General features: G+C 71.6%; 18 protein-coding genes. 9 read left to right on the top strand and 9 right to left on the bottom strand.

What is annotated here, in order from left to right:
* Positions 1-30: 30 nt before the first annotated feature.
* The 4 genes from ABZ851_RS03485 to ABZ851_RS03470 all read right to left on the bottom strand — a co-directional run bounded on the left by ABZ851_RS03485 (position 31) and on the right by ABZ851_RS03470 (position 4164).
* Positions 31-1344, bottom strand: coding sequence for a hypothetical protein (locus ABZ851_RS03485; RefSeq protein ID WP_361121459.1), 1314 nt, complete (start codon positions 1342-1344; stop codon positions 31-33).
* Entirely contained in the window at positions 1344-1661 is a 318-nt protein-coding gene (locus ABZ851_RS03480) for a type VII secretion target (protein ID WP_361121456.1), read from the bottom strand. The genes ABZ851_RS03485 and ABZ851_RS03480 overlap by 1 nt, the downstream gene beginning before the upstream one ends.
* A gap of 179 nt (positions 1662-1840) precedes the next feature.
* Complete coding sequence (locus ABZ851_RS03475; RefSeq protein WP_361121453.1) at positions 1841-2803, bottom strand: NADP-dependent oxidoreductase; 963 nt, start codon at positions 2801-2803, stop codon at positions 1841-1843.
* A 281-nt stretch (positions 2804-3084) separates the two neighbouring features.
* Positions 3085-4164 carry an alkene reductase gene (locus tag ABZ851_RS03470; protein ID WP_361121450.1) on the bottom strand — a complete coding sequence of 360 codons (1080 nt, stop codon included), beginning with the start codon at positions 4162-4164 and terminating at the stop codon, positions 3085-3087.
* A gap of 383 nt (positions 4165-4547) precedes the next feature.
* On the opposite strand from ABZ851_RS03470, the gene ABZ851_RS03465 reads away from it, so the two are divergent.
* Positions 4548-5078: a MarR family transcriptional regulator gene (locus ABZ851_RS03465; RefSeq protein WP_361121815.1), complete on the top strand. Its 531-nt coding sequence runs from the start codon at positions 4548-4550 to the stop codon at positions 5076-5078.
* 228 nt (positions 5079-5306) lie between these two features.
* Positions 5307-5927 (top strand): hypothetical protein, encoded by a 621-nt coding sequence (locus ABZ851_RS03460; protein ID WP_361121447.1) that lies wholly within the window; start codon positions 5307-5309, stop codon positions 5925-5927.
* A 35-nt stretch (positions 5928-5962) separates the two neighbouring features.
* Here the strand turns inward: ABZ851_RS03460 and ABZ851_RS03455 are convergent, their stop codons facing one another.
* Positions 5963-6175, bottom strand: coding sequence for a hypothetical protein (locus ABZ851_RS03455; RefSeq protein WP_361121445.1), 213 nt, complete (start codon positions 6173-6175; stop codon positions 5963-5965).
* A gap of 19 nt (positions 6176-6194) precedes the next feature.
* Between ABZ851_RS03455 and ABZ851_RS03450 the strand changes: the two genes are divergently transcribed.
* From ABZ851_RS03450 to ABZ851_RS03425, 6 genes are all read left to right on the top strand, one after another.
* Positions 6195-6542 (top strand): PadR family transcriptional regulator, encoded by a 348-nt coding sequence (locus ABZ851_RS03450; protein WP_361121443.1) that lies wholly within the window; start codon positions 6195-6197, stop codon positions 6540-6542.
* Positions 6539-7282: a hypothetical protein gene (locus ABZ851_RS03445; RefSeq protein ID WP_361121440.1), complete on the top strand. Its 744-nt coding sequence runs from the start codon at positions 6539-6541 to the stop codon at positions 7280-7282. The genes ABZ851_RS03450 and ABZ851_RS03445 overlap by 4 nt, the downstream gene beginning before the upstream one ends.
* Positions 7283-7650: 368 nt before the next feature.
* Positions 7651-7950 carry a WXG100 family type VII secretion target gene (locus ABZ851_RS03440; RefSeq protein WP_336047344.1) on the top strand — a complete coding sequence of 100 codons (300 nt, stop codon included), beginning with the start codon at positions 7651-7653 and terminating at the stop codon, positions 7948-7950.
* A 75-nt stretch (positions 7951-8025) separates the two neighbouring features.
* Positions 8026-8340, top strand: coding sequence for a hypothetical protein (locus ABZ851_RS03435; RefSeq protein ID WP_361121436.1), 315 nt, complete (start codon positions 8026-8028; stop codon positions 8338-8340).
* 32 nt (positions 8341-8372) lie between these two features.
* Positions 8373-9101 carry a hypothetical protein gene (locus tag ABZ851_RS03430; RefSeq protein WP_361121433.1) on the top strand — a complete coding sequence of 243 codons (729 nt, stop codon included), beginning with the start codon at positions 8373-8375 and terminating at the stop codon, positions 9099-9101.
* A gap of 25 nt (positions 9102-9126) precedes the next feature.
* A complete protein-coding gene (locus tag ABZ851_RS03425; protein ID WP_361121430.1) occupies positions 9127-13695 on the top strand; it encodes a DUF6531 domain-containing protein in 4569 nt (1522 codons plus the stop codon).
* Between the two features lie 262 nt (positions 13696-13957).
* On the opposite strand, the gene ABZ851_RS03420 is transcribed toward ABZ851_RS03425, so the two are convergent.
* On the bottom strand, positions 13958-18340 hold the full coding sequence (locus tag ABZ851_RS03420) for an FtsK/SpoIIIE domain-containing protein (RefSeq protein ID WP_361121812.1): 4383 nt from the start codon (positions 18338-18340) through the stop codon (positions 13958-13960).
* 323 nt (positions 18341-18663) lie between these two features.
* Here ABZ851_RS03420 and ABZ851_RS03415 point away from each other — a divergent pair, with 323 nt between their 5' ends.
* Positions 18664-19605 carry a hypothetical protein gene (locus tag ABZ851_RS03415; RefSeq protein WP_361121427.1) on the top strand — a complete coding sequence of 314 codons (942 nt, stop codon included), beginning with the start codon at positions 18664-18666 and terminating at the stop codon, positions 19603-19605.
* 3 nt (positions 19606-19608) lie between these two features.
* On the opposite strand, the gene ABZ851_RS03410 is transcribed toward ABZ851_RS03415, so the two are convergent.
* From ABZ851_RS03410 to ABZ851_RS03400, 3 genes are all read right to left on the bottom strand, one after another.
* Complete coding sequence (locus tag ABZ851_RS03410) at positions 19609-20256, bottom strand: sigma-70 family RNA polymerase sigma factor (protein WP_361121424.1); 648 nt, start codon at positions 20254-20256, stop codon at positions 19609-19611.
* 149 nt (positions 20257-20405) lie between these two features.
* Positions 20406-21185 carry a LamG domain-containing protein gene (locus ABZ851_RS03405; RefSeq protein ID WP_361121421.1) on the bottom strand — a complete coding sequence of 260 codons (780 nt, stop codon included), beginning with the start codon at positions 21183-21185 and terminating at the stop codon, positions 20406-20408.
* A 299-nt stretch (positions 21186-21484) separates the two neighbouring features.
* Positions 21485-21940: a GNAT family N-acetyltransferase gene (locus ABZ851_RS03400; protein ID WP_361121418.1), complete on the bottom strand. Its 456-nt coding sequence runs from the start codon at positions 21938-21940 to the stop codon at positions 21485-21487.
* Positions 21941-22296 lie beyond the last annotated feature (356 nt).

Genomic DNA, 22296 nt, shown 5'->3' with positions numbered 1-22296 from the left:
AGCCATCGGCGGCGCTCCGGCACGGGACGATCAGCCCTTCCACGTACGGACGCTGCTCTGACCGCCCATATCGAATTCCTTGGCCAGCCCGGCCTCGTGCAGCCTTCCCATGTCCTTGTCCGTGACCACTCCCAGCTGCGGCACATCGGTGCTCTTGTTCACCGAGCCGTCCCAGTTGTAGCGGTCGGCGACGTGCACCTGGTAGTTGATCTTCGTCTGCGGTTCACCGTCCGGTCCGGGTACCACTTCCACCTGGGCGACGGTGTTGTAGTGGCAGGCGCCCACCGCGTGGTACCAGTCGGGGTCGGACGTGGCGTTGTAACCCTGCCAGCCGGTCTGCTGGACCATTTTGACGGGCTTGCCCGTGCGTTCGTACTCGGCGAGCGCCTGGGCCTTCCACGCGTCCGCGTTGGCGGCCACGTTCCTGTCGGCGTCCGCCTGCATGTCCGGCATGTCTTCCAGCATGTCGTCGACGTCCAGGTTCAGGGGCTCTCCCGTGTTGGAGAGGTAGTGGAGCATGTTGCGCGCCGCGACGGTCCCGCCGAATTCGGCCGGCGACAGCATGGCGTAGAAGCCCATGACGTTCTTCCGCTGCCGGTCCGCGTCCGTGGGCTCGACGGAGCCGTGCTCGCCGGAACCGGAGTCGGCTTCCGGCGGCGGCAGCAGCACGCCACCCCGTCCCGAAAGGACCTTCCCCATGAGGAGTCCGCCGGAGACGTCGTCCCGTACCGCAGCCTTCGTCGCGTCGTCCAGGACGCTGTATTCCACCGCCTTCCTGACGCGCTCCAGCTCATTCGCGACATGGAAGTCCACTTCCGCGGCGTAGGTCAGAGCCGCCTCGGCGCGCGTGTGCACCGCCTCGGCGTTGTCGTGGTCGGCTCGTTCGGCGCCGGCGGTGTCGGGGTCGTTCTGCGGGAAGTCACGGTCGGGGACGGTGACGGTGCCGTCGTCCTCCAGGGTGAGATCGGCTGCCTTCGTCATGGATTCGGCCTCGGCCAGCCAGGTCGACGCGAGCCTGAACCCGTCATGGGCAGCATCCAGCGTGAGCGCCGCGGCCCTCGACTCCCGGTAGGCGATGGTCATTTCGTCCAGCAGCACCCGCAGCCTGTGCAGGGCCGCGGCTGCGGCGGGGCCGTGCCACACGTGGGGCAGGCGGCGGGTGACGTCCCGGATGCGGTTACGGGCCTCCGTTGCCGCGGCGGCGAAGTCGTCCCACTCGGCGGAAGCGCGCTGCCAGTCCTTCGGCTGCGCCGCACGCAACTGCGGAACCGTGACCTTGTCCCGCCGCACGGCCGACTCCTTGACCCCGCTCTTCCCCTTGCGGGGATCACCGAAGGTCGCCATCAGTGCGCCTCCCGGTGCCGGTGCAGCAGCGCGGCCATGTCGTCGGCGGTCTGCTGGTCCGAAGCCGCGTAGGACAGCCGCGTCGTGCGCATTTTTTCGGCGAGGTTCCGGCACTCCCGTGCCAGCCGGGCGTACTCCCCCTCCCAGGCGGACGTGACGCCCTTCAATTCCTGTCCGCTGTCCCACTGCCGGTGCGTGCGCGCCGCCCCCTCCGAGGCGTCCAGGCCCTTGTCCGCCCGCTCCAAGGTCTTGGCCGCCTCGTCGAGCATGTCGGCGAACTGTCGCATCTCCTCGGTGTCCGTGCCGTATCCGTGCATACGCGCCCTCCTCGGCAACTCGGCGAAGACTGCTGCCTCTTGACACGCCATGACGGCCGGTACGGTTCTCCCGGCGGTGGGCCACGAGGGTGCGCACGGTTCCGTGGGGCGGTGGTCCGGAGCCCGGCGGGCAGGTGGGGGACGGGCCCGGTGGGGTGGCCGGGCCCGTCACCGCTGGGTCAGGCGCGGGCGTGCGCCGCCGGGTCGAGGGGGGTCCGGGCGGTGAGGACGATCTTGCCGCGCAGGTGGCCCTCGTCCAGGCGGCGGTAGGCGTCGGCGGCCTTCTCCAGCGGGAAGACCGCTTCGAGGGGCATCTGCAGGCGGCCGTCCTCGACCATGGGCAGTACGTCGTCCATGACCTGCGGGAGGGGCAGCATCTCGCGGGAGAAGCGCACGCCGTGCCGGGCGGCGTCGAGGTCGGCGATGGTGAGGACCTTGTCCGGGCTTCCGGTCAGTTCGACGGACAGCGGCAGGACGCCGCGTCCCGAGGCGTCGAGGACGGCGTCGATGCCCTGCGGGGCGGCGGCGCGGATCCGGTCGGCCAGCCCGTCGCCGTAGGTGACGGGGGTGGCGCCGAGGTCACGGAGGAAGGGGTGGTTGGCCTCGCCGGCGGTGCCGATGACGGTGGCGCCCAGGGCGCGGGCGAGCTGGACGGCCATGAGGCCGACGCCGCCCGCTGCGGCGTGGACCAGCAGCGTCTGGCCGGCGACCACGCCGAGCCGGCGCAGGGTGCGGTACGCGGTCTCGGTGGCGACCGGCAGGGCGGCGGCCTGCTCGAAGGTGAGGCTGTCGGGCTTGGCGACGATGTTGCCGGCGTCGGCCAGGGCGTGGGTGGCGGCGGCGTCGTGCCGGACGGTGAGTCCCAGCACCGCCTGGCCGGTGCTCCACTGCGTGACACCGGGGCCGAGTGCGTCGATGACACCGGCCATCTCCAGGCCCAGGGTCTGGGGTTCGGCGGGCGCCTCCTGGCCGGGGGCGAACAGGCCCCGGCGCTTCTTGGAGTCCAGGGCGTTGGCGCCGGCGGCGTGGATGCGGACGCGGACCTGGCCGGGGCCGGGTTCGGGGAGCGGCACGGCGGCCAGTTCCAGTACCCCGGGTCCGCCGTAGGCGGCGTGCTGGAGTCTGCGGGCGAGGGCGGTCATGGCGGGTCCTTCCGGGAGGGAGGGGGGACGAGGGGGCGGGGAGGGTGGTGTTTCGGAGGGCGGGGCCGGGGCTCGGCGCGGGGGCTCGGCTCGGCGTCGGGGCGGGGCTCGGCGCCGGGGCGGGGCTCGGCGCCGGGGTGCCCGGGGGCGGGCCGGCGTAGGTGTCGCTGGGCCCGGTCCGGCGTGGGCGTCCCCGGGGCGGCCCGCATGGGCGGCGTGCCCCGGCCGGGTGTGGCGGCCGGCGGTCCTTGCCGTGACCGGTCGGCCCGTGCCACGACCGGTCAGGCGGGCAGGGCCGGGTAGTCGGTGTAGCCGCGCGCTTCGCCGCCGTAGAAGGTGGTGCGGTCGGGCTCGTTGTAGGGGCCGCCGGACGCGAGACGGCGGGGCAGGTCGGGGTTGGCCAGGAACAGCGCGCCGAAGGCGAGCATGTCCGCGGCGCCGTTCTCGATCAGGCCGAGGGAGTCGTGGCCGGTGGGCTCGGGGTGCGTGAACGGGTTGAGGACGAACGTGCCCGGCCAGTCCTTGCGCAGACGCCCGGTCAGACTCTGGTCGGGGCCTTCGAGCACGTGCAGATAGGCCAGGTCCAGCGGGGCGAGCGCGGCCACCAGGGCCGTGTAGGTCGCCTCCAGGTCCGACGGGTCCGTCTCGGCGATGTCGTTGAACGGGGCTCCGGGGGAGATACGGATACCGGTCCGGTGGGCACCGATCACCTCCGCGACGGCGCGGGTGACCTCGACGGCGAAGCGCACCCGGCCCGCGACGTCGCCTCCCCACGTGTCGGTGCGCTGATTGGCGTTGGGGGCGAGGAACTGGTGGATCAGGTAGCCGTTCGCTCCGTGGAGCTCCACCCCGTCGAAGCCGGCGGCGATGGCGTTGCGCGCCGCGTCGGCGAAGTCGGCGATCGTCCGCACGATCTCGTCGTGCGCCAGTTCCTTCGGTGTGACGAAGTCCTGGGGACCCTGGTGGGTGTACACCTGGCCCTGCGCGGCGACGGCGGAGGGGCCCACCGGGGTCAGACCGTCAGGCAGCAGGCTGGGGTGGCCGATCCGGCCCGTGTGCATCAGCTGCGCGAAGATCACCCCGCCCTCGCGGTGGACCGCGTCGGTCACCTGCCGCCAGGCGGCGACCTGCTCGGCGGAGTGCAGGCCCGGGGTGTCGGGGTAGCCCTGGCCGACCACCGACGGCTGGACGCCCTCGGTGATGATCAGGCCGGCGCTTGCCCGCTGGGCGTAGTAGGCCGCCATCAGCTCCGTCGCACCGGCCCCCGGCCCGTAGGCGCGGCTGCGGGTCATCGGCGCCATCGCCACGCGGTTGGCCAGGCGCTTGCCGCCCAGTTCGATCGGGTCGAATGCGGTCGTCATGATCACTCCTTCGGTAGGGGCGGGAGGCCGCCCGTACTGGCGGCGCTCCCTCGGCATGCGAGGCTCAGCAAACCATTACCTGGCCGAACAAGTAAAACCCTGCAAAGCCATCCCGACCCCCTGCGTGAACTGCGTCACCCGCCGCCTCGCACACCCGGAAACCCTCCATTGACATGCGGCAACAACCCATTGAACCCAAGGGCACCACAAGGCATGGAGGGTCGCTATCCTGGCTGCATCCGGCGAGCTGTGAGCCGGATTACTGTCCGGCAAAGTTCAGCCGGGAAAGGACGCACTTGATGAGCCGGACAACCAATCGCACCACCCAGCAGGACGCGCCGAGCCGGCCGCAGCAGGCGACGCCGGCCACCTCCTCCGTACCGGTGCCCGCTGCCGCCCAAGCGGGGCCGGTCAGCCACGCGATCTTCCGGGTGGCCCGCCTGCACCGCATGATCGCCGGACAGCTCCTGCGTCCCCTCGGCCTCCACCTCGGCCAGGAGCTGGTGATGATGCACCTGTGGGAACTCGGCCCCCAGCGGCAGACCGACCTCGTGCGCCTGGTCGACTCCGACGCCGCCACCATGACCCGCAGCATCAAGCGCCTGGAGAACGCCGGCTTCGTCCGCCGCCGCCCCTCCCCTGACGACAAGCGCGCCGTCATCATCGAACCGACGGCCGCCAGCCAAGCGCTGCGCCGCGAGGTCGAACGCATCTGGGCCGAACTCGAAGGCGCCTCCACCGGCGACCTCACCCCTGAGCAGCAGGCCGAAACCCTCCACGCCCTGCAACGCCTCGAGGACAACCTCGCCCGCACGGCCGCACGTTCCCCGGAAGGCGCCCCGGAAGATCCCCCGGCACCGGCACCGGCACCGGCACCGGCACCGGCTGCGGACGCCGACACGACGAACGGCTGACGAGCGACGGACGACCGGCTGCGACCGGCTGCGACTGGCTGAGGCGGAGGCCGCCCACGGAGACGCACGTAGCCCGTCACGCTGTCGTCGGCGCAAGCACGCCGCGGCCGGCGCGCCGCGGCGTGCTGTCCCGGCGCATTAGTCCCTCGTTAGCGAAACGCCAACTTGATCTTGGAAACTGATGGTGGTTCAGACGCAGAACGAGCGAACAGAGCAACAGGAGTCATGATGAACGCCGCCACCACCAACCGCTTCCGCGGCCGCGCCGGCCGCCGCATCGCCACCGCCATCGTCGTCGCGGCGGCGCTGGGCATGGGGGTCACGGCGTGCGGGGAGGGGACCAAGGCGGCGGGGGCCGCCGGGTCGGGCGCTTCGGCCGCGGCCGGCTCACAGCAGGCGTCGCCCCAGGACCAGTCCACGGGCAAATCCTCCTCGGGCCAGGCCGGCTCGCAGAAGCAGAACGGCGGCACGGCCGCCGCGGCGTCGTCCGCCTCGAAGGCGGGCAGCGGGTCCGGCTCGGGCGGGGGTGGCCATGCCCAGGCGGGTAACCACCGGACGATCGTCGGCAAGCTGGAGTACCTTGCGCCCGGCAAGCTGATCGTCAAGCCGCAGAGCGGCGGCATGGACCAGGCATTCTTCGTCGCCAACGCCACCAAGGTCCTCGGCGCGGCCGCGATCTGCTCCGGCGACGGGGGCAGCGTGTCCATGGGCGGGGACGGCTACGGCACCGCGAAGTGCACCGTGGAGCAGCTGGAGAAGGCCGCGAAGACCGGCAGCGTGACCGTCCGCGTCACCATGGACCGCAAGTCCGGCGCCGCCGAGACGGTCGAGGAGAAGTACCACCCGTAAGCCCTGCGCCGTGCCCCCGTAGGCCCCTTCCCGGCCTACGGGGGCACGGGCATGCCCGGCGGCCGCAGGCACTCGCCGGTCAAGGTCCAGAAAGGCGCACGCACGGCTCCCGCCGAGATCTGCCAGGGCTCCGCGTCCGCTTGCACCGCGTCCTCTTGCGCCGCGCCCTCCTGCACCGCGTCCTCTCCCACCGCGCCCTCCTGCACCGCGCCCCCTTCCGCCGCACTATCTTGCAGTGCATGACTCATGCTGTGTAAGGTACTTGCCATGGAGGAAGCACCCACCCCACGCGCCCAGTGGCTACGCGGGGTGCTGGATATGTGCCTGCTGGCCTTGATGGCGGAGGCGCCGGTCTACGGCTACGAGATGACCGTCCGGCTCGCAGAGGCCGGGCTCGATGTCGCGGACGGCTCGATCTACCCGGCGCTGGCGCGCCTGCGTAAACGCGAGCTGGTCGAGGTCGAACGCCGCAGCGGGGACGGGGGTCCTGCCCGTACCTACTACAGCCCCAGCGAAGCAGGCCTGCAGATGCTCCGGTCGTGGGGCCGCGACTGGAGCGAATTCGCCACGAGCATCGGCTCCATCATCAGCCAGACGACGCGGGAGGAATCATGACGCTGACGGTCGAGGACGCGATACACGAGGCCACGGATACCTGGCGGCGCCTCGGAATCGACAACGACGCGACGGACGAGATGGCCGAAGAGCTGGCAGCGGACCTGACCGCCGCCGCCTCCGACGGCCGGTCGGTCACCGACTACATCGGCGGTGACATCGACGCGCTGGCCACCTCCTGGGCGGCCGAACGCGGTCTGCTGCCCAAGCGCCCGTGCCTGAAGGAGACCGCCGCCGCGGCGGGCAGGGGCGCCGCCGTACCTGCCGTCGTCGCCGTCATCCTCTGGTGGGCGGGAACGCCCGGCGGCCTCCTCGACCGCGACAGTGAAGCGATGACCACGCAGCTGCACGGGCCGCCGGTGTGGGAGGTGCACCACTACCCCAATCCCGGCACTCCCTTGATGTGGGTGGGCTGGGCCGTGTGCCTGCTTGCCGCTTTCTTCTGGGTCCGGTCCACCGTGGCCGCGGATCTCCAGCGCCGACACGACCCCGCACGCGAAGTGACCATGCGGGCCCTGACCAAGGCCCTTCCCCTCATCCTCCTGGCAGCGGCCCTGCTGGGCACCGCGATCAACTTCTTCGGGGCTTACGCGTTTCCGTACTTCCAGGCCGTCGTCACCCTCCTGATCGCGCCGGTCGCCATGCTCGGCGCCGTCGCGGCCGGCGCCGCCTGGGTCCGGGACCGCGCCTGCCCGCCCCTGAACGCTTCCCGGTTGAAGTACAGGCTGCCGGCTGCCTGAGCCGGCCCCCTTCGGCAGCCCGGTCCCGGCCCTGCCCGAAAGACGGAAAGCACCCCTCCCGCTCAGGCTCGGATCCCGCATCTGAATCCCGTTCCCCACTGCCTAGTTGAGGCCCAGGTCAGCGACCTGGGCCTTGTTCGTTGGCCGGTGCACAACGTCATGCTCGGCGAGAGCACCGTGCCGGTCGGCACCTCGCCCGCGGAGGGCGCGCGCGACGGATGCAGCGCTCCGGCCGGCTGGTGCAGCGCTCCGGCCGGCTTTGGTCACCGTTCCGCAACAGCCGTGAACCGCCCCGGAAGATGCCCCGTACAGCCACGTGTGTGCGGCCCCAGCGGGCCGCGCGATACGCAGCGAGGGAAGGAATCGGCATGGCCGGCGGCAACATCAAGATCAGCCCGGACGAGATGCGGGAGGCGTCGACCTGGCTTCAGAACCAGAAGGAGCAGATGCAGCAGAGCCTGCACGAGGCCAACACCAAGATGGACGAGATGGTCGAGGCGGCCTACGCGACGCCGGGCTCCGAGAGCAAGTTCCGCCCGTACTGGGAGGAGTACAAGAACGGCACCGAGAAGGCCATCGAGGGTCTGCAGGGTGTCAGCGAGTTCATCAAGCAGGTCGCCGACGCGTTCGTCGACACCGACGACCAGACGTCCGGCTCCATCGGCTGAAGCGCTCCGCATCGTCCGGCCCCGCTCTCCTGGTGAGGGCGGGGCCGGGCGGCCGGGACAGGAGAGGAGACACCGATGGGCAACATCAGCGTGCCTGTGCAGGACCTCAAGGACACCGTCAAGGAGCTCCAGAACATCGGGGATCTGATCGGGAACTCCGCGACGCTCTACAACGCCACCGGCGGCGCGGGGGACTTCAAGAGTCTGGCCGGCGACAGCACGCTCGCGGACGCCCTCGACGCGTTCGACAAGGCGTGGGTGGCGGGTCACGAGCGGGTTCACGACAACGTGAAGACGTTCGCCGACAACACGGACACGATCGCCGAGAACTTCACGCAGACGGACGACGAGACCGTCAAATCGCTGGACGAAGACAAGCAGGACGCGTGACGGAGGAACGTCGCGCCGAAGGGAAAAGCGCCATGACGGAACCGACCACGGAGCAGCCGGAGGCGGCCGCGCCCGCGGAATACAGCCTGAGGTTCCCCGATTCGTGGTGGCATCTCGACCTCGACCCGAGCACGCGGGACGCCTCGATCCGCCGCCGCATCGAGGCACAGGTGGAGAAGGCCCCTCAGCTCACCCGCGAGCAGGTGGACGGGCTGATCCGCAACACCCGGCGCATCGCCCGCGAGGCGCACGCGCAGGGTGCGCTGCGGGCCTCGGGAATGATCAGGATCCTGCGCGCGGGCAGCGGCCCGCTGGTGCTCAGCGCCACGACGGTGGTGCTCCGGATCACCGTTCCCGAGGATCAGTCGGAGGATCTGGCGGACCTCGTCATGGCCGCCGGCGTGCAGCTCGGCACCGATGCGGAGGGCAGCGGACTGCCGGCCGGCGAGGTGGAGTTGGTGGAACTGCCGCATGCCGGGGCGGCCGGGCGGATCTCCCGCATCGAGGACGTCGATTACCACGGGACGCGGGTGCCCACCGCAGTGCGGCACACCCTCGTTCCGGTGCCCCACACCCACGACTACCTGGTGATCGCCAGCTCCACTCCCAACGTGGATCTGGCGGAGCAGTTCTACGAGGTCTTCGACGCGATCGCGGAGTCGCTCCGCTTCGACGACCAGGCCGACACGACCGACGCAGCAGGTCCGGCGGCGGGAGCCGCCGAGGGAAGCCCCGTGGGCGAAACAGAACAGGAAAAGTGAGGTAGCGGCCATGGCGCGTCCAGCGGTGTCCGATTGGGAAGACGTCTTCGGGTTCTCGGACGACCCGACCCCGGGTGATGCGGACATGCTCGGAGACCTGGCCCGCCAGTACCGTTCCGTGGCGGACAACGCGGGCGATGCCCTGCCCCTCGTCTCCGGCCTGGAGAACAACCAGGTCGGCGAGGGCAAGACGATGGACAAACTCCGGGACAAGCTGGGCGACCTGGCCAACCAGGTACGCAAGCTGCACAGCTCCTACGACCAGGCCGCCGGCGCGCTCGACACATACGTCCACTCGCTACGTGATCAGCAGCGCAACGCCGACAACGCCTTGGAGAAGGGACGCGAGGCAAAGGACCGCCTCGAGTCCGCCACCGACGTGGTGAGGGCGGCCGGCGCCGACATCAGCCACCTCGACGGCCAGAAGCACCCGCCGGACGACAAGGAAGCCCGCGCCAGCACCCGCCGCGCCCTCGACGAGGCCCACAGCAAACAGTCGGGGGCCCAGGCGCAGGCCGACGACGCCCAGGCCGACCTGGACGCGGCCCGCATGCTCGCCGAGGACGCCCGCCAGGTCCGCGAGGAGGACGCCGCCACCGCCGCCCAGAAACTGGACGACGCGAGGGACGAGTCCGTCGCCGGCTACAGCCTCTGGGACAAGATCAAAAAGGCCTTCAGCAAGGCCCTCGCCATCATCAGCGCCGTGCTCGGCGTGCTGGCAATGCTGATACCCGGCCTGCAAGGACTCGGGATCGCGCTCACCATCGGGGCCTTCGTCGCCGGCGCGGCATCACTGGGCATCAACATGTCGATCATGGCCGAGACCGGCGACTGGGACATCACCGAAATCGTCCTCGACGTCGTCGGCCTGGTCGCGGGCGGCGGCGCGCTCCTCAAGGGCGTCAAGGGGATCGGCTCGGCCCTCAAGAACGTCAAGCCCAACTCCGTCAAGTCGCCGAACTCCCGTCTCACCGGCCGCGGCGTCGACAAGCGCACGTGTGCGACCGACCCGGTCGATGTGGCAAGCGGCGAAATGCTGTTGCAGCAGACCGATCTGGCGCTGCCCGGCATCCTGCCGCTCGCGGTCTCCCGTACGTATCTGTCGTCCTACCGCTACGGCCAGTTCTTCGGCCCCTCCTGGGCCTCCACCCTCGACGAGCGCCTGGAGGTCAACGAGCGGGGGCGGGTGTCATGGACCCGTGAGGACGGGTCGATTCTGTTCTATCCGGGGCTTCCCGGTGCCGAATCGGGCGAGCGCGAGGGGGTGCTGCCCGAGGAAGGTCCGCGTCTCCCGCTGGCCCGTGCGGGAACCGGCACCGAGGACCGAGCCACCTATCGCGTCGCCGACCCGCACACGGGTCTCGTGCGGACCTTCGTGGACCACCCCGACGACGAGAACGGCCTGTACTGGCTGAGCGGTTGGCACGACCGCAACGGCAACGAGGTCACCGTCGAGCGCCTGGAGGACGGCACCCCGACCACGCTGCTGCACTCCGGCGGCTACCGCGTCGACGTCCGCTGCATCGCCGGCCTGATCACCGGCCTCTCGGTCGCCACACCCGACGGCCCCGTCGAGGTCATGTCCTACGAGCACGACGCGGACGGCAACCTCACCCACGTCGTCAACTCCTCCGGCCGGCCTCTGCTGTTCGGCTACGACGAGCAGTCCCGCATCACCTCCTGGACGGACCGGAACGCCTCCACGTACCGCTACGTCCACGACGACGAGAACCGCATCACCGAGACCGTCGGCCCCGACGGCTACCTCTCCTCGCAGTGGTCCTACGACACGGTCGAGCACCGCACCCACTACACCGACGCCTGCGGCGCCACCACCGTCTACCAGCTCAACGACCTCTACCAGGTCGTCGGTGAGACGGACCCGCTGGGCCACACCACCACCTCCGAGTGGGACCGCTACGACGCCCTCCTCGCCCGCACCGATGCCCTCGGCCACACCACCCGCTTCGCGTACGACCGGGCCCACAACCCCACCGTCATCGAACTCCCGGACGGCAGCCGGTCCACGGCGACGTACAACGAGCTGAACCTCCCGCTCTCCTCGACCGGTCACGACGGGACGACCTGGCACTGTGCGTACGACGAGCTGGGCAATCCCACTGCCATGACCGGGCCGGACGGGGGCACCCTCAGGTTCACCCACGACCGCGCGGGTGCCATCGCGACCGCAACTGACGCCTCGGGCGCAGCAGCCACGTATGACAACGACGCCGCCGGTCTGCCCCTCTCCGTCACGGATGCCTCCGGCGGAACCGCCCTGCTCGAACGCGATGCGTTCGGCCGCCCCACCGTCCTCACCGACCCACTGGGTGCGATCACCCGCACGGCATGGACCGTCGAAGGCCGCGTATCGGAGCGCACGGCAATCGATGGCCGCACCGAACGCTTCACCTGGGACGGCGAGGGCAACTGCCTCACGCACACCAACCCCGCAGGCGCCACCACCCGTTTCGAGTACACGCATTTCGACCGGCTCGCGGCGCGTACCGACCCCGACGGCGCCCGGTCCACCTTCGTCTACGACGCCGAGCTCCGCCCCACCCGAGTCACCAACCCGCAGGGCCTGACATGGGATTACACCTACGACCGCGTCGGCCGTCTGATCAAGGAGGCCGACTTCGACAACCGCGAAATCCGTTACGCCCACGACGCGCTGGGCCGGGTCACCTCCCGCACGACACCGCTCGGCGAGGAGATCGGCTACACGTACAACGAACTCGGTCAGCTGACGTCCAAGGACGCGGCCGGGGTGCGGACCGACTACACCTATGACGCCGCAGGCGCGCTGCTCCGCGCGGTGTCCCCCACCTCCACGCTCACTTTCGAGCGGGACATCACGGGGAACCTGCTGTCGGAAACCGTCGACGGACGCACCACCCGCTACACCTACGACTTCATGGGGCGTCGCACCTCCCGCACCACGCCCACCGGCGCGTACACCGAACTCGCCTACGACCAGGCAGGCAACCGTACCTCCCTGACCTCCGACGGCCACCGGATGGAGTTCACTCACGACCTCCTCGGCCATGAACTCGTCCGCGCACTGGGCACGACCGCCTCGCAGGTCGCCATGACCAAAACCTGGGACATGGCCGGTCGCCCCGTCGCACAGGGGCTTACCACCCCGGGCGGGGTCGTTCGGGCCGGCACCTACGCGTACCGGGCGGACAACTACGTCTCCGCCATCACCGACGAGGTGACGGGGACGAGCAAGGAGATGGAACTGGACCGGGTGGGACGCCCGTTGACGGTCATCGCCGAAGGCTGGACCGAGTCCTACGCCTACGACCAGGCAGGCAACCAGACCGAGGCCAACTGGCCCGACAAGGCGCCGCGCACCGAGGCCCGAGGCTCCCGGACCTACACCGACACCCGTCTGTTCTCCGCCGGCACGGTCCGGTACGAATACGACGACGCGGGCCGCATGGTGCTGCGGCAGAAGCGCCGCCTGTCGAGGAAGCCCGACACCTGGCGCTACGAGTGGGACGCCGAGGACCACCTCGTCGCCTGCGTCACCCCCGACGGCACCCGGTGGCACTACACCTACGACCCGATGGGCCGCCGCACCGCCAAGTACCGCATGGCGGAGGACGGCGTCACTGCGGCCGAGGCGGTGCACTTCACCTGGGACGAAACGCGCCTCGCCGAGCAGACGGACGGCACCACCGGCGTCATCCTCACCTGGGACCACGACGGCCACCGCCCCCTCACGCAGCTGGAGCGCAAGCCGGGAAGCCAGGGCGAGTTCGACTCCCGCTTCTTCGCCATCGTCACCGACCTCGTCGGCACCCCCACCGAACTGGTCGATGAGCAGGGCACCATCGCCTGGCGCTCCCGTGCCACGCTGTGGGGCGTCACCACACGCAATCGGAACGCGATCGCTCACACACCGCTGCGTTTCCCGGGGCAGTACGAGGACCCCGAAACGGGCCTGCACTACAACTACTTCCGGCACTACGACCCCGAGACCGCCCGCTACACGACGCCGGACCCGCTCGGCCTCAAACCCGCCCTCAACCACCACACCTACGTCAAGAATCCCCTGGCGTGGACCGACCCCCTCGGCCTCGCGCCCTGCACTGCGACGTACGGCCCTCTGACCAACGGCGCCGGCAGCTCCATGAAGGTCAAGCTGGGGCCTGGCTCCAACCTGACCGGAAAGTCCCCGTCGGTCAAGCCCGCCTGGTGGCCGACCGGAAACGGGCCCACAGCGCTATGGTTCCAGAAGCAGATGGTGCAAGGACATCTGCTGAACGAGCATCTCGGCGGGCCGGGCCACACCCTGAGCAATTTGACCCCGTTGACGAAGACCGGAAACCTGAACCACCTCAACTCCATCGAACGGACTGTAAAGAAGGAAGTTGCAGCAGGAAACACGGTGGAGTACGAGGTCATCGCGCACTACGGGAAGGTCACCGGGGCGGACCTGGGGGCCACTGGCCAGGTTGCCGCCGACATCGATCGGAACTACTCGTCGCTGATTCCCGAGTACCTCTCGTGCTACGCCACGGTGTACGACAAGCAGGGCGCCCACATGTACGGAGAAGGCTGGCAAGTACGCAACACGAAGTGACTCGGGCGACGCCGATTTTCATGCCGCGAGCCGTATCGAATTCGAGGTTGCGCGTGCAGAACGGCAGAGTTCTGGTGCAGGATGACGGTTGCTGCTGGCGCGGAATGCTGTCCCCGACGGGGGCTTCGCCCATCGAATCCGAGGTGATACCGGAGGATTTGAGGGCCGAGCAGGAGTCCCAGTAGCGAACGCCGTCCGCACACCACAGAGGGCTCCCGCCGAACTCGTCGGCAGGAGCCCTCTGTCGCGCAACCCGTGGGGATCAGCCCTCGGTTGCCGGGAGTACCGTCTCCGGGACCTGGACAGTGCGCAGGACACCGTCGCCCAGGTGCAGGATCGCCCGGCCCGGGCGGGTGGCGCCCAGGCGGCTGCGGGGGATCTTGACGCCGATCAGTTCGCCGTCGCTCATGTTCTGCGGCTTCAGCAGCAGGCCGCACCGATTGCGGCGGGCCTCGGTGTGCCAGCCGGAGAACCCGGAGGAGAGCCGGTCGGTCTGGCCGGCGATCACCAGGCCGCGGCCGGTCTCGGCGCCGGACTTGGCGATCGCGGTGAGGACCGGCTCGGCCTTCGTCTTCAGCAGCAGGTCGGCGTCGTCGAGGAGCACCACGGCACCGTCGGGCGCGGAGGCCAGCGCCGTCTCCAGGGCCGTGGGGTCGAGGTCGGCGTCGTCGAACACCGCGAGCACGCCGGGCCGGCCGGCGAGGTGGCGCAGCGGCGAGCGGGCGGGGGCCCCGATCACGACCGGGGTGCCGGCCGAGAGCAGGGCCAGCGCCAGCGTCGACAGGACGGTGCTGCGGCCCGAGCGGGCGGGACCGGCGACCAGGAACGTCGGGGTGACGGTGAAGTCCGGCCCGAGGGCGGTGAGTTCGTCACCGCCGACGCCGGCCAGCGCCCAGCGCGAGGAGCGCCTGGCCGGGACGAACCGGGCGGCCTCCTCGAAGGTGAGCCGGTCCGGCAGGGTGTCGACGCGGAACGGCCGGGTGGCGGCGGGCAGGTGAGCCGCCCGCTGCCGGCACTCCTCGGCGATCTGCTGGAGCGCCGCGGCCTGCGCCTGGCCCTCCGGGTTCCCGGTGAGGAGGGCGATCTGCACCTCGGCCTTGTCGGCGGCGCGGAAAGCGCGGCCCGGCGGGATCTCGTCGGGCACGTTCCGCTGGGTGATGCCGATCATGCCGTACTCGGACTTCTCGTTGAGCTTCAGCACGAGTTTGTCCTCGGTGGCGCCGTTGACCCGGCTGGAGAACAGCGCCCGGTCGCCGGTCATCACCAGGTGGATGCCGGCGCTCGCGCCGTCCCGCAGCAGGGTCAGCACGGAGTTCAGCAGGTTTCCGGCGTCGTACTCGCCGAGCTGCTTGTCGAAGACCTCCCACCGGTCGATGAACAGCACCAGGTGCGGGGGCCGTTCGTCCTCGGGCAGGGCACGGCGGAGCTCCGTCAGGTCGGCGCTGCCGCGGGCGGCGAGCATCTCCTGCCGTCGGGTGAGCTCCGCCGTCAGCCGGGCGAGCAGCCGGGCCACCCGGTCGGGCTGGGTGCGCTGGGTGACGGCGCCGCAGTGCGGCAGTCCCTCCATGGCCAGCAGCGCGCCGTTGCCGCAGTCGATGCCGTACAGGTGCAGCCGATCCGGGGAGTGGGCGCCGGCCAGGGTCCCGGCGATGGTGCGCAGCGTCTGCGACCTGCCCTGCCGGGGCGAGCCGATGATGTGCAGGTGCCCGAGCGTCGCCGGGTCGATCACCAGGGGCAGCCGGGCCTGCTGTGCGGGCAGGTCCACCACGCCGTACGCGACGGGCGCGAGGTCGTAGTCCGAGGGCGGCACCGGGGGCAGATCGCCGAGCGCCAGCTTTTCGGGCAGCGGCGGCAGCCAGGGGCTGTGCTGCGCGGGGATGCCCATCTCGCGGTCCGCGGCGCGGATCGCCTCGACGAGACCGGTGAGGTCGGTCTCGACCTCGGCGGGCGCGGCCGCGGCGCGCGGCCGCGCCGGCAGCGGCTCGCCGAGCCGTTCCCAGCCGACCGCCACCGCCCAGGGCGCCGGCAGCGAGGCCGCCGCGGCCCCGGGCCGCCTGCCGCCGACCCGCCCGGACTGGAACGGCACCAGGGAGTTCTGGCCGAGGCGCACATAGGCGCGGCCAGGGGTGCTCTGCGCAATCCCGGCGGCCTCACCGGAGTTGAGGACGTCCTGGCTCTCGCCGGCGTCCGTCACCCGCAGCGCGATGCGCAGGTTGGTGTTGGCGCGGATCTCCGAGGAGACGACGCCGCTGGGGCGCTGCGTCGCCAGGATCAGGTGGATACCGAGGCTGCGGCCCCGCTGCGCGATGTTGACCAGGCCCTTCACGAAGTCCGGCAGGTCGCGCACCATCGAGGCGAACTCGTCGATGACGATGAGCAGCCGGGGCATCGGGGTGCGGCCCGCCGGTTCGCGCTCCAGCAGGTCGATGTAGTCCTCGATGTCCTTGGCGCCGGCCGCGGCGAGGATGTGCTCGCGCCGGGTGAGCTCCGCCGTCAGCGACACCAGGGCCCGTTCGACGAGGTGGGCGTCGAGGTCGGTGACCATGCCGACGGTGTGCGGCAGGTCCACGCAGTCCTTGAACGCGGAGCCGCCCTTGTAGTCGACGAGGACGAACGTCATCGCGTCCGGACGGTTCGCCACCGCGAGCGAGGCGACCAGCGTCTGGAGGAGTTCGGACTTGCCGGAACCGGTGGTACCGGCGACCAGGCCGTGCGGGCCGTCGCGCCGCAGGTCCAGGTAGAACGGGCCGTCCAGGGAGACGCCGACGGCCGCCCGGGTCGAGCGGCCCCCGGCCGTCCAGCGCGCCCGGATGCCGGCGGCCTGCGACGGGTCGAGGGCGAGCACGTCGAGCAGCCGCGCGGAGCCCGGGAGCACCGCGGCCCCCTCGTCGTCGCCGCCCGGGTCCCGCATCGGCCCCATGGCCCGCGCCAGCGAACGGCACCAGTCCAGGGACACCACGTCGGGCCGGATGCCCCCAACGGTGCCCCGCCCCGAGCGTCCCACCCGCACGGTTCCGCCGGGCTCCTCGGCGACGACGGCGTGGCACTCCTCGGGCAGCAGCCGCTCCTCGGCGTCCAGGCAGACCGCGCGGACACCGACGGCCGGTCCGTCGCGCAGGATCTGCGCCACGCCGGGCAGCGAACGCAGCCTGCGGGCCCCGTCGAGGACGACCAGCACATCGGGCCCGGCACTCCGGCTCTGCCGGTCCTCCCGTCCGGCGCGCTCGGCGATCAGCGCGGTCAGTTCGGCGACCCGCCGGGCGCAGGTCTCGGTGCCGTAGCCGATGGCGGCCGGGATGTCGCCGGACTTCTTGCGCACATGCGGCAGCCAGCGCAGCCAGGACCAGCCGTCCCGGCCCGGGCCGCCCGTCGTCAGCAGGTGGATCTGCAGGTCACGGGGGCTGTGCAGGACGGCGGCCTGGGCGACCGCCCACCGTGCCACGGCGCGCGCTGCCGGGCCCTCACCGGCGATGCCCAGGACGTCGTGCTCCCGCAGCGGAACGGTCACCGGGACGTCGTACGCGGTCCACGGGTCCTGGCGGCGGTGTTCGTCCTTGGTCGGGTCGTGGAGCACGACGTCGGACGGCATGTCGGCCGTGCCGATGCGCAGTTCCAGGAAGTCGGCGTCCGAGGTGCGGCGCTCCCACAGGCGGCGCCGGGGGCCGACGGCGGTCAGGACGACCTCGGCCGGGTCCGGGAAGCCACGGCGCCGGGCGGTGCGTTCGGCCGTCAGGGCCTGTTCCGCGTCGCCCTCGATGCGCCCCTTCTTCTCCTCGTAGGCGGCGACCTCGTCGGAGTGCGACTGGCGTCCGTTGCGCCGGCTCATCAGGTAGTTGCCGACGATCACGACCGGGGAGAGCAGCCCGAAGAACAGCATCTGCATACGGCCGAAGGCCAGCGCCCCGACCCCCGCCATCACCAGCGGGGCGGCCGCGGTGATCCACGGGAGCGGCCGGGCGGCGGGCGCCGCGGGCGGGGAGGGCAGGGTGAAGCGGGTGGCGTTCTCGGCCGGGCGCAGCCGCGGCGGCCGGTTGTAGTCCCAGCCGGTGCCGTCCTCCGACAGCTGCACGGCCGCGTCCGGCCGCTGCGGAAGCGCGAGTTCGAGCAGGCAGCCGCCGACGAGGAGCTGTGCGCCGGCCGGCCAGGCGGTGGCTCCGGCAAGCTCCTCGCGGTCCAGTTGCGGGGCGCCGGCGTCCGGCGCGGCCGACGCGTCGGGCGCCACCCGGCAGCGTCCCCCGGGGCCCACCGTCAGGACGGCGCACGGCCGGTCCGGGACGGCGCGCAGCACCTGGGCGGTCCCGTCGTGCGCCAGCCCGATCCGGTACTCGCCGATGTCGAGCCGGTGCACCGTGCCCGCCCCGGCCCCGCCGACCGCACGGACCTCCACCAGCCCGTCCGGTTCGGCCGACGCGGTGCCCGCCGGGCGGCCGAGGCCCACGACGGACGCGTGGTGGAGCGGCGCGTCCCGCAGCCGCATATCGGCGGGCAGCAGCCGGTCGCCGGCGTAGAGGCCAAGGCCCTCCGGGGGCCGGTGGACGCCGCCCGCCCCGGCCAGCGCCTGGGCGACGGCCCTCACGGGCGTGTCGGGGTCGGCGTCGAGGTGGACGTCGAACGCGTCACCGTCCCCCTCGACCACGGTCAACATCAACGACACGAAACGTCCTCCAGCCGGCGTGAATGGGGAGCCGCGGGAGCCCTGCTCCAGGGCCTGTCCGCAAAGTCCCGCCTGCCTCACGGGCGAACGACGCGACTTTGCAGACACCCCTAGGGCTCCCGTGCCACTGAGGGGACCTACGGGCCCTGTCCGCGGATGGTTCACGGGCGCGGGACGGACGGGCCCGTGAACCATCCGCGGACGGGCGCCGTAGTGGCCTTCGGGTACCGGGCACCGCGACGTGGCCGTGGTGCCGCCCCCGCTTCCGCCCGCCCCGGCTCCGCCGCCGGGGCGTCCCGACAAGGAGTCAGAAGATGATCTGGTACGTCCTGGCCGTGGTGCTGGGGCTGGCGCTGATCGGGGCGGTGGCCGCGCTGATCGTCACCGAGCGGCGGCCCCGCCCGCCGAAGCCCGCCGTCGCCTCGGCCGCCGTCATGGGGCGGGAGGCGCTGGACGTGGTCAACGCCGGCCTGCGCCGGCTGACGGGCGAATGCCTGCGCTCCGGCCGGTCGCTGCCCGACCTGTACGCCGTCGTCTACTCCGAGGAACGCCTCGGACTGCTGCTGGCCGGCCCGGAGGAGACCGCCCCCGCGCCCTGGTCCGCCGAGGCGGACGGCGAGCGCTGGACGATCTCGCCCGACGACCTGCACCGCCCCGGCCCGGAGGGCGAACCGGCCCTGCCGTACGCGCTGACGGTGACGGTGGGGCTGGACGGCGCCGACCGGGTGCTGGTCGACCTCTCCCGGGCGGCGGGTCCGGTCTCCGTGTCCGGCCCGGACGATGAGGTGCGCGGCCTGGCGCGCGCCGTCGTCGCCGAAGCGCTGGCCGGCCCGGTGGGCGCGCTCGCCGAGGTCACCCTGGTGGGCTCCCTGGCCGGCGACGGGTTCCTGCCCGGCGACGCGCCGCGGACCTCGCGGCTGCACACCGCGGCCAGCCTGGAGGAGGCGTTCGCCAGGGCGGCGTCGGCGGCACCGGGAGCACCGGAGCCCGGAGCGTCCGACGTCACCCAGATCTTCCGGCTGATCGAGGGCAGCAGCCGGATCGCCGTCCAGGGCGAGGCGCCGCACCTGTTCGTCGTGGACGCCTCACAGCTCCCGCGGCGGGCGGGGGCGCTGGACGGCCTGCGGCGCGGGGACGCGCTGCTGGTGCTCGGCGACGCGCCCGCGGCGTGGCCCTGGCGGACCGGTGCGGACGGCTCGCTCGACACCGGACCGCTCGGCCTGGCGATCCCCCGGCACGCGGGGCATTTCGCGTGAGTCTCATCCGGCGGCCCGGTCACGGCCGCCCGCCTGCAGACCGCGGCTGTGCAGCGCCTCCCGCAGGGCCCGGGCGGCGTAGTACGTCCGCGACTTGACCGTGCCCGGCGGCACACCGAGGACCCGGGCCGTCTGGTTGACGGTGCGCCCCAGGTAGTGCACGTGCAGCAGGACCTCGCGCTGCGGCGGCCGCAGGTCCCGCAGCGCCTCGATCAGCACCTGGGAGGTGAGGATGTGGTCCACGTCGTCGGACACCGGCAGGTGGGCGAGTTCCGGGTCGCCGGCCTCGGGTGGTCTGGCCTGGCGGGCCCGGTGGCCGTCGATGACGAGGTTGCGCAGCACGGTGAACAGCCAGGGCCGCACCGAATCCGCGGTCGGGTCGAGGTCCCCGGCGTGCCGCCAGGCCCGTATCGCGACTTCCTGGAGGACGTCCTCGGCGCGGTGCCAGTCGCCCCCCAGCCGCCGCGCGGCGAACTGCAGCAGCGCGCTGCCGTGGAACTGGTAGAGGGCTCTGAGGAAGTCGTCCGAACGGAGTTCCGCGGTGTGGGGGCCAGGTTCCGCGGCGTGGGGGCGGAGTTCCGCGGTGTGGGGGCTACGTTCCGCGGCGTGGGGACGGGATATGCAGTCTTCGGTCGAAGCGCTGGCCGACAAGGGCCTTTTCCTCTCCGGTTCGTCTGTGGGGGGAAGACGGATACCGCCGGCCGCGGGCAGGCCGGCGGGCGCCGCCGCGAGCGGCCGTTCGCTCCGTCGCGGCGCGTCCGCCGGCCCGCAGCGGCGGTGAACCCGCCCCGGTACCGCCGTCAGCCCGGTTCGCGGGAGGAAAGCGAGCTCACCTCACCGGGCGTCAGTTCCCGGTCGTAGAGGTGCACATCGGAGACCCCGCCCTTCCAGTGGTCGGCGGCCTTCCCGCCGAACTTGCCGCGTCCGACCACCACATCGCCGGTGGGCTTCACCGTGCCGACGGCCTGCCTGCTTCCCGCCAGCCGGCCGTCCACGTAGATCCGCATCCGGTGGTCCTTCTGGCGGTACGTGCCGGTGAGGTGGTACCAGCGGCCGGCCTGCGGCTGCTCGGCCTGCTCCGCGACGGTACGGGCACCGGTGAAACTGAAGGCGAAGTTCTGGTCCTGTCCGGAGTACTGGAGGTAGAACGTGCTGGCCTGGTCACCGTCCTGGGACAGCACGGTGTGGAAGCCGTTCAGGTCCTCGGGGGTCAGCCGCACCCGCGCGGCGACCGAGTAGTCCTTGCCGGCGGTGTCGAGCCGGGTACCGGTGTCCGCATATCCACTGGTGCCGTCCAGCCGCAGGGCACCGCCCTGGGGACCGTCGGTCCACTGCCCGCCCCCACTGACCACGGCATCGTGCTCCCCCGCCTTCGCGGTACCGGACCGGTGCAGCGGCCACCACCCGACACCCCGCAGCGACCCGGCCCCCGAACTCGGGCTCGGCTCACCCGACTTCCCCCCGGCCTGCGCCTTCCCGGCCTCCTCGTCCCCCTGGCCGCACACCAGTTGAGCGACGACGAAGGCCAGCGCGACGGTCAGTACGGCAATCGTGGTGATGAGCGACCATCTGCGCGTCATGAATCTCCCCGGGACGTACGGCATACAGGTACAGGTGTCACTGGTGACCACGTGTCCGTTCCGGAAGTGGTTCAACGTGCACCCAAAGTCTGACAGGTGGTCACGACAGCGCAGGTGGGCCCCTGAATGTGCTGACCTGCACCGGAACATGGGGCGACCGGGCGGAATGAGCAGTTCCGCGAGGTTCGTTGGGATGCTGCGGCGCCGCGGAACCGTCGTCCGACGACCGTTCCGGTTACGTTCGGGATCCGGGGGCCTTCCCACAGCCTCCCCCCCCGGCTCTTCCCCTGGGGGGCTCCTTACAGCGCCCTCGTCATGAACGTACTGTTCCGGTCGGGCCGGTAGTCCGCGAAGGGTGCGCACTCCCGGAACCCGAACTTCTCGTACAACCGCCGTGCGGGCAGGAAGAATTCGGCCGCGCCGGTCTCCAGACTCAGCCGGGTGAAACGCATCCGCCGGGCCTCGGCGACGATGTGCTCCAGCAGCAGGGACGCGACCCCGCTCCGCTGCCGCGCCGGCCGGGTACGCATCGACTTCAGCTCGGCGTGCCCCGCGTCCAGCCTCTTGATCGCGCCGCAGCCCACCAGGCTGTCGCCGTCCGAGACCGACCAGAACGTGATGCCGGGCTTGCGGAGGCTGTCGAGGTCGAGGGCGTGCTTGCTCTCCAGCGGTGTGAGGGAGCGCATCTGCTGGACGTGCTCCTGGAGGAACCGGGCGATCTCCGGTCCGGAGAGGTCGTCCACCGCGATCTTCATCGTGTTCACCTTTCTTCGGGGCTGCGGCTGCTGCGGGTGCCGAGTCGACTGTCCGGGCCGGACGTCGCCTCCACAACGCACGGCCGTACCAGAACGGTTGTTAGTGAGGCGTTAACGGTGCGCTAGCGATCTCCGTGAGAGTCATGGGCGTCCAAGGGTGTTGGTTGCGGGCCGTTAGGGGTCTTCGGCTCTGCGCCCCGCCCAGCGAACGGGGGAACCCCATGCAGAAGACGACACCGGACGGCGGCGGCCGCGCCGGGAAGGCCGCGACGACGGAACAGGGGCGGGGACGGATGCGGGGGCAGGAGCCGCGACCTGGCGCGGTGCACGTGGTTGCGGTTGCCTGCTCCTCGTCG

It is taken from the genome of Streptomyces sp. NPDC047049 (genome assembly GCF_040643995.1).
GTDB classification, from domain to species: Bacteria; Actinomycetota; Actinomycetes; order Streptomycetales; family Streptomycetaceae; genus Streptomyces; species Streptomyces mooreae.
The sequence above is the reverse complement of the archived record's forward strand: the minus strand, read 5'-3'. Positions and strand labels throughout refer to the sequence as shown.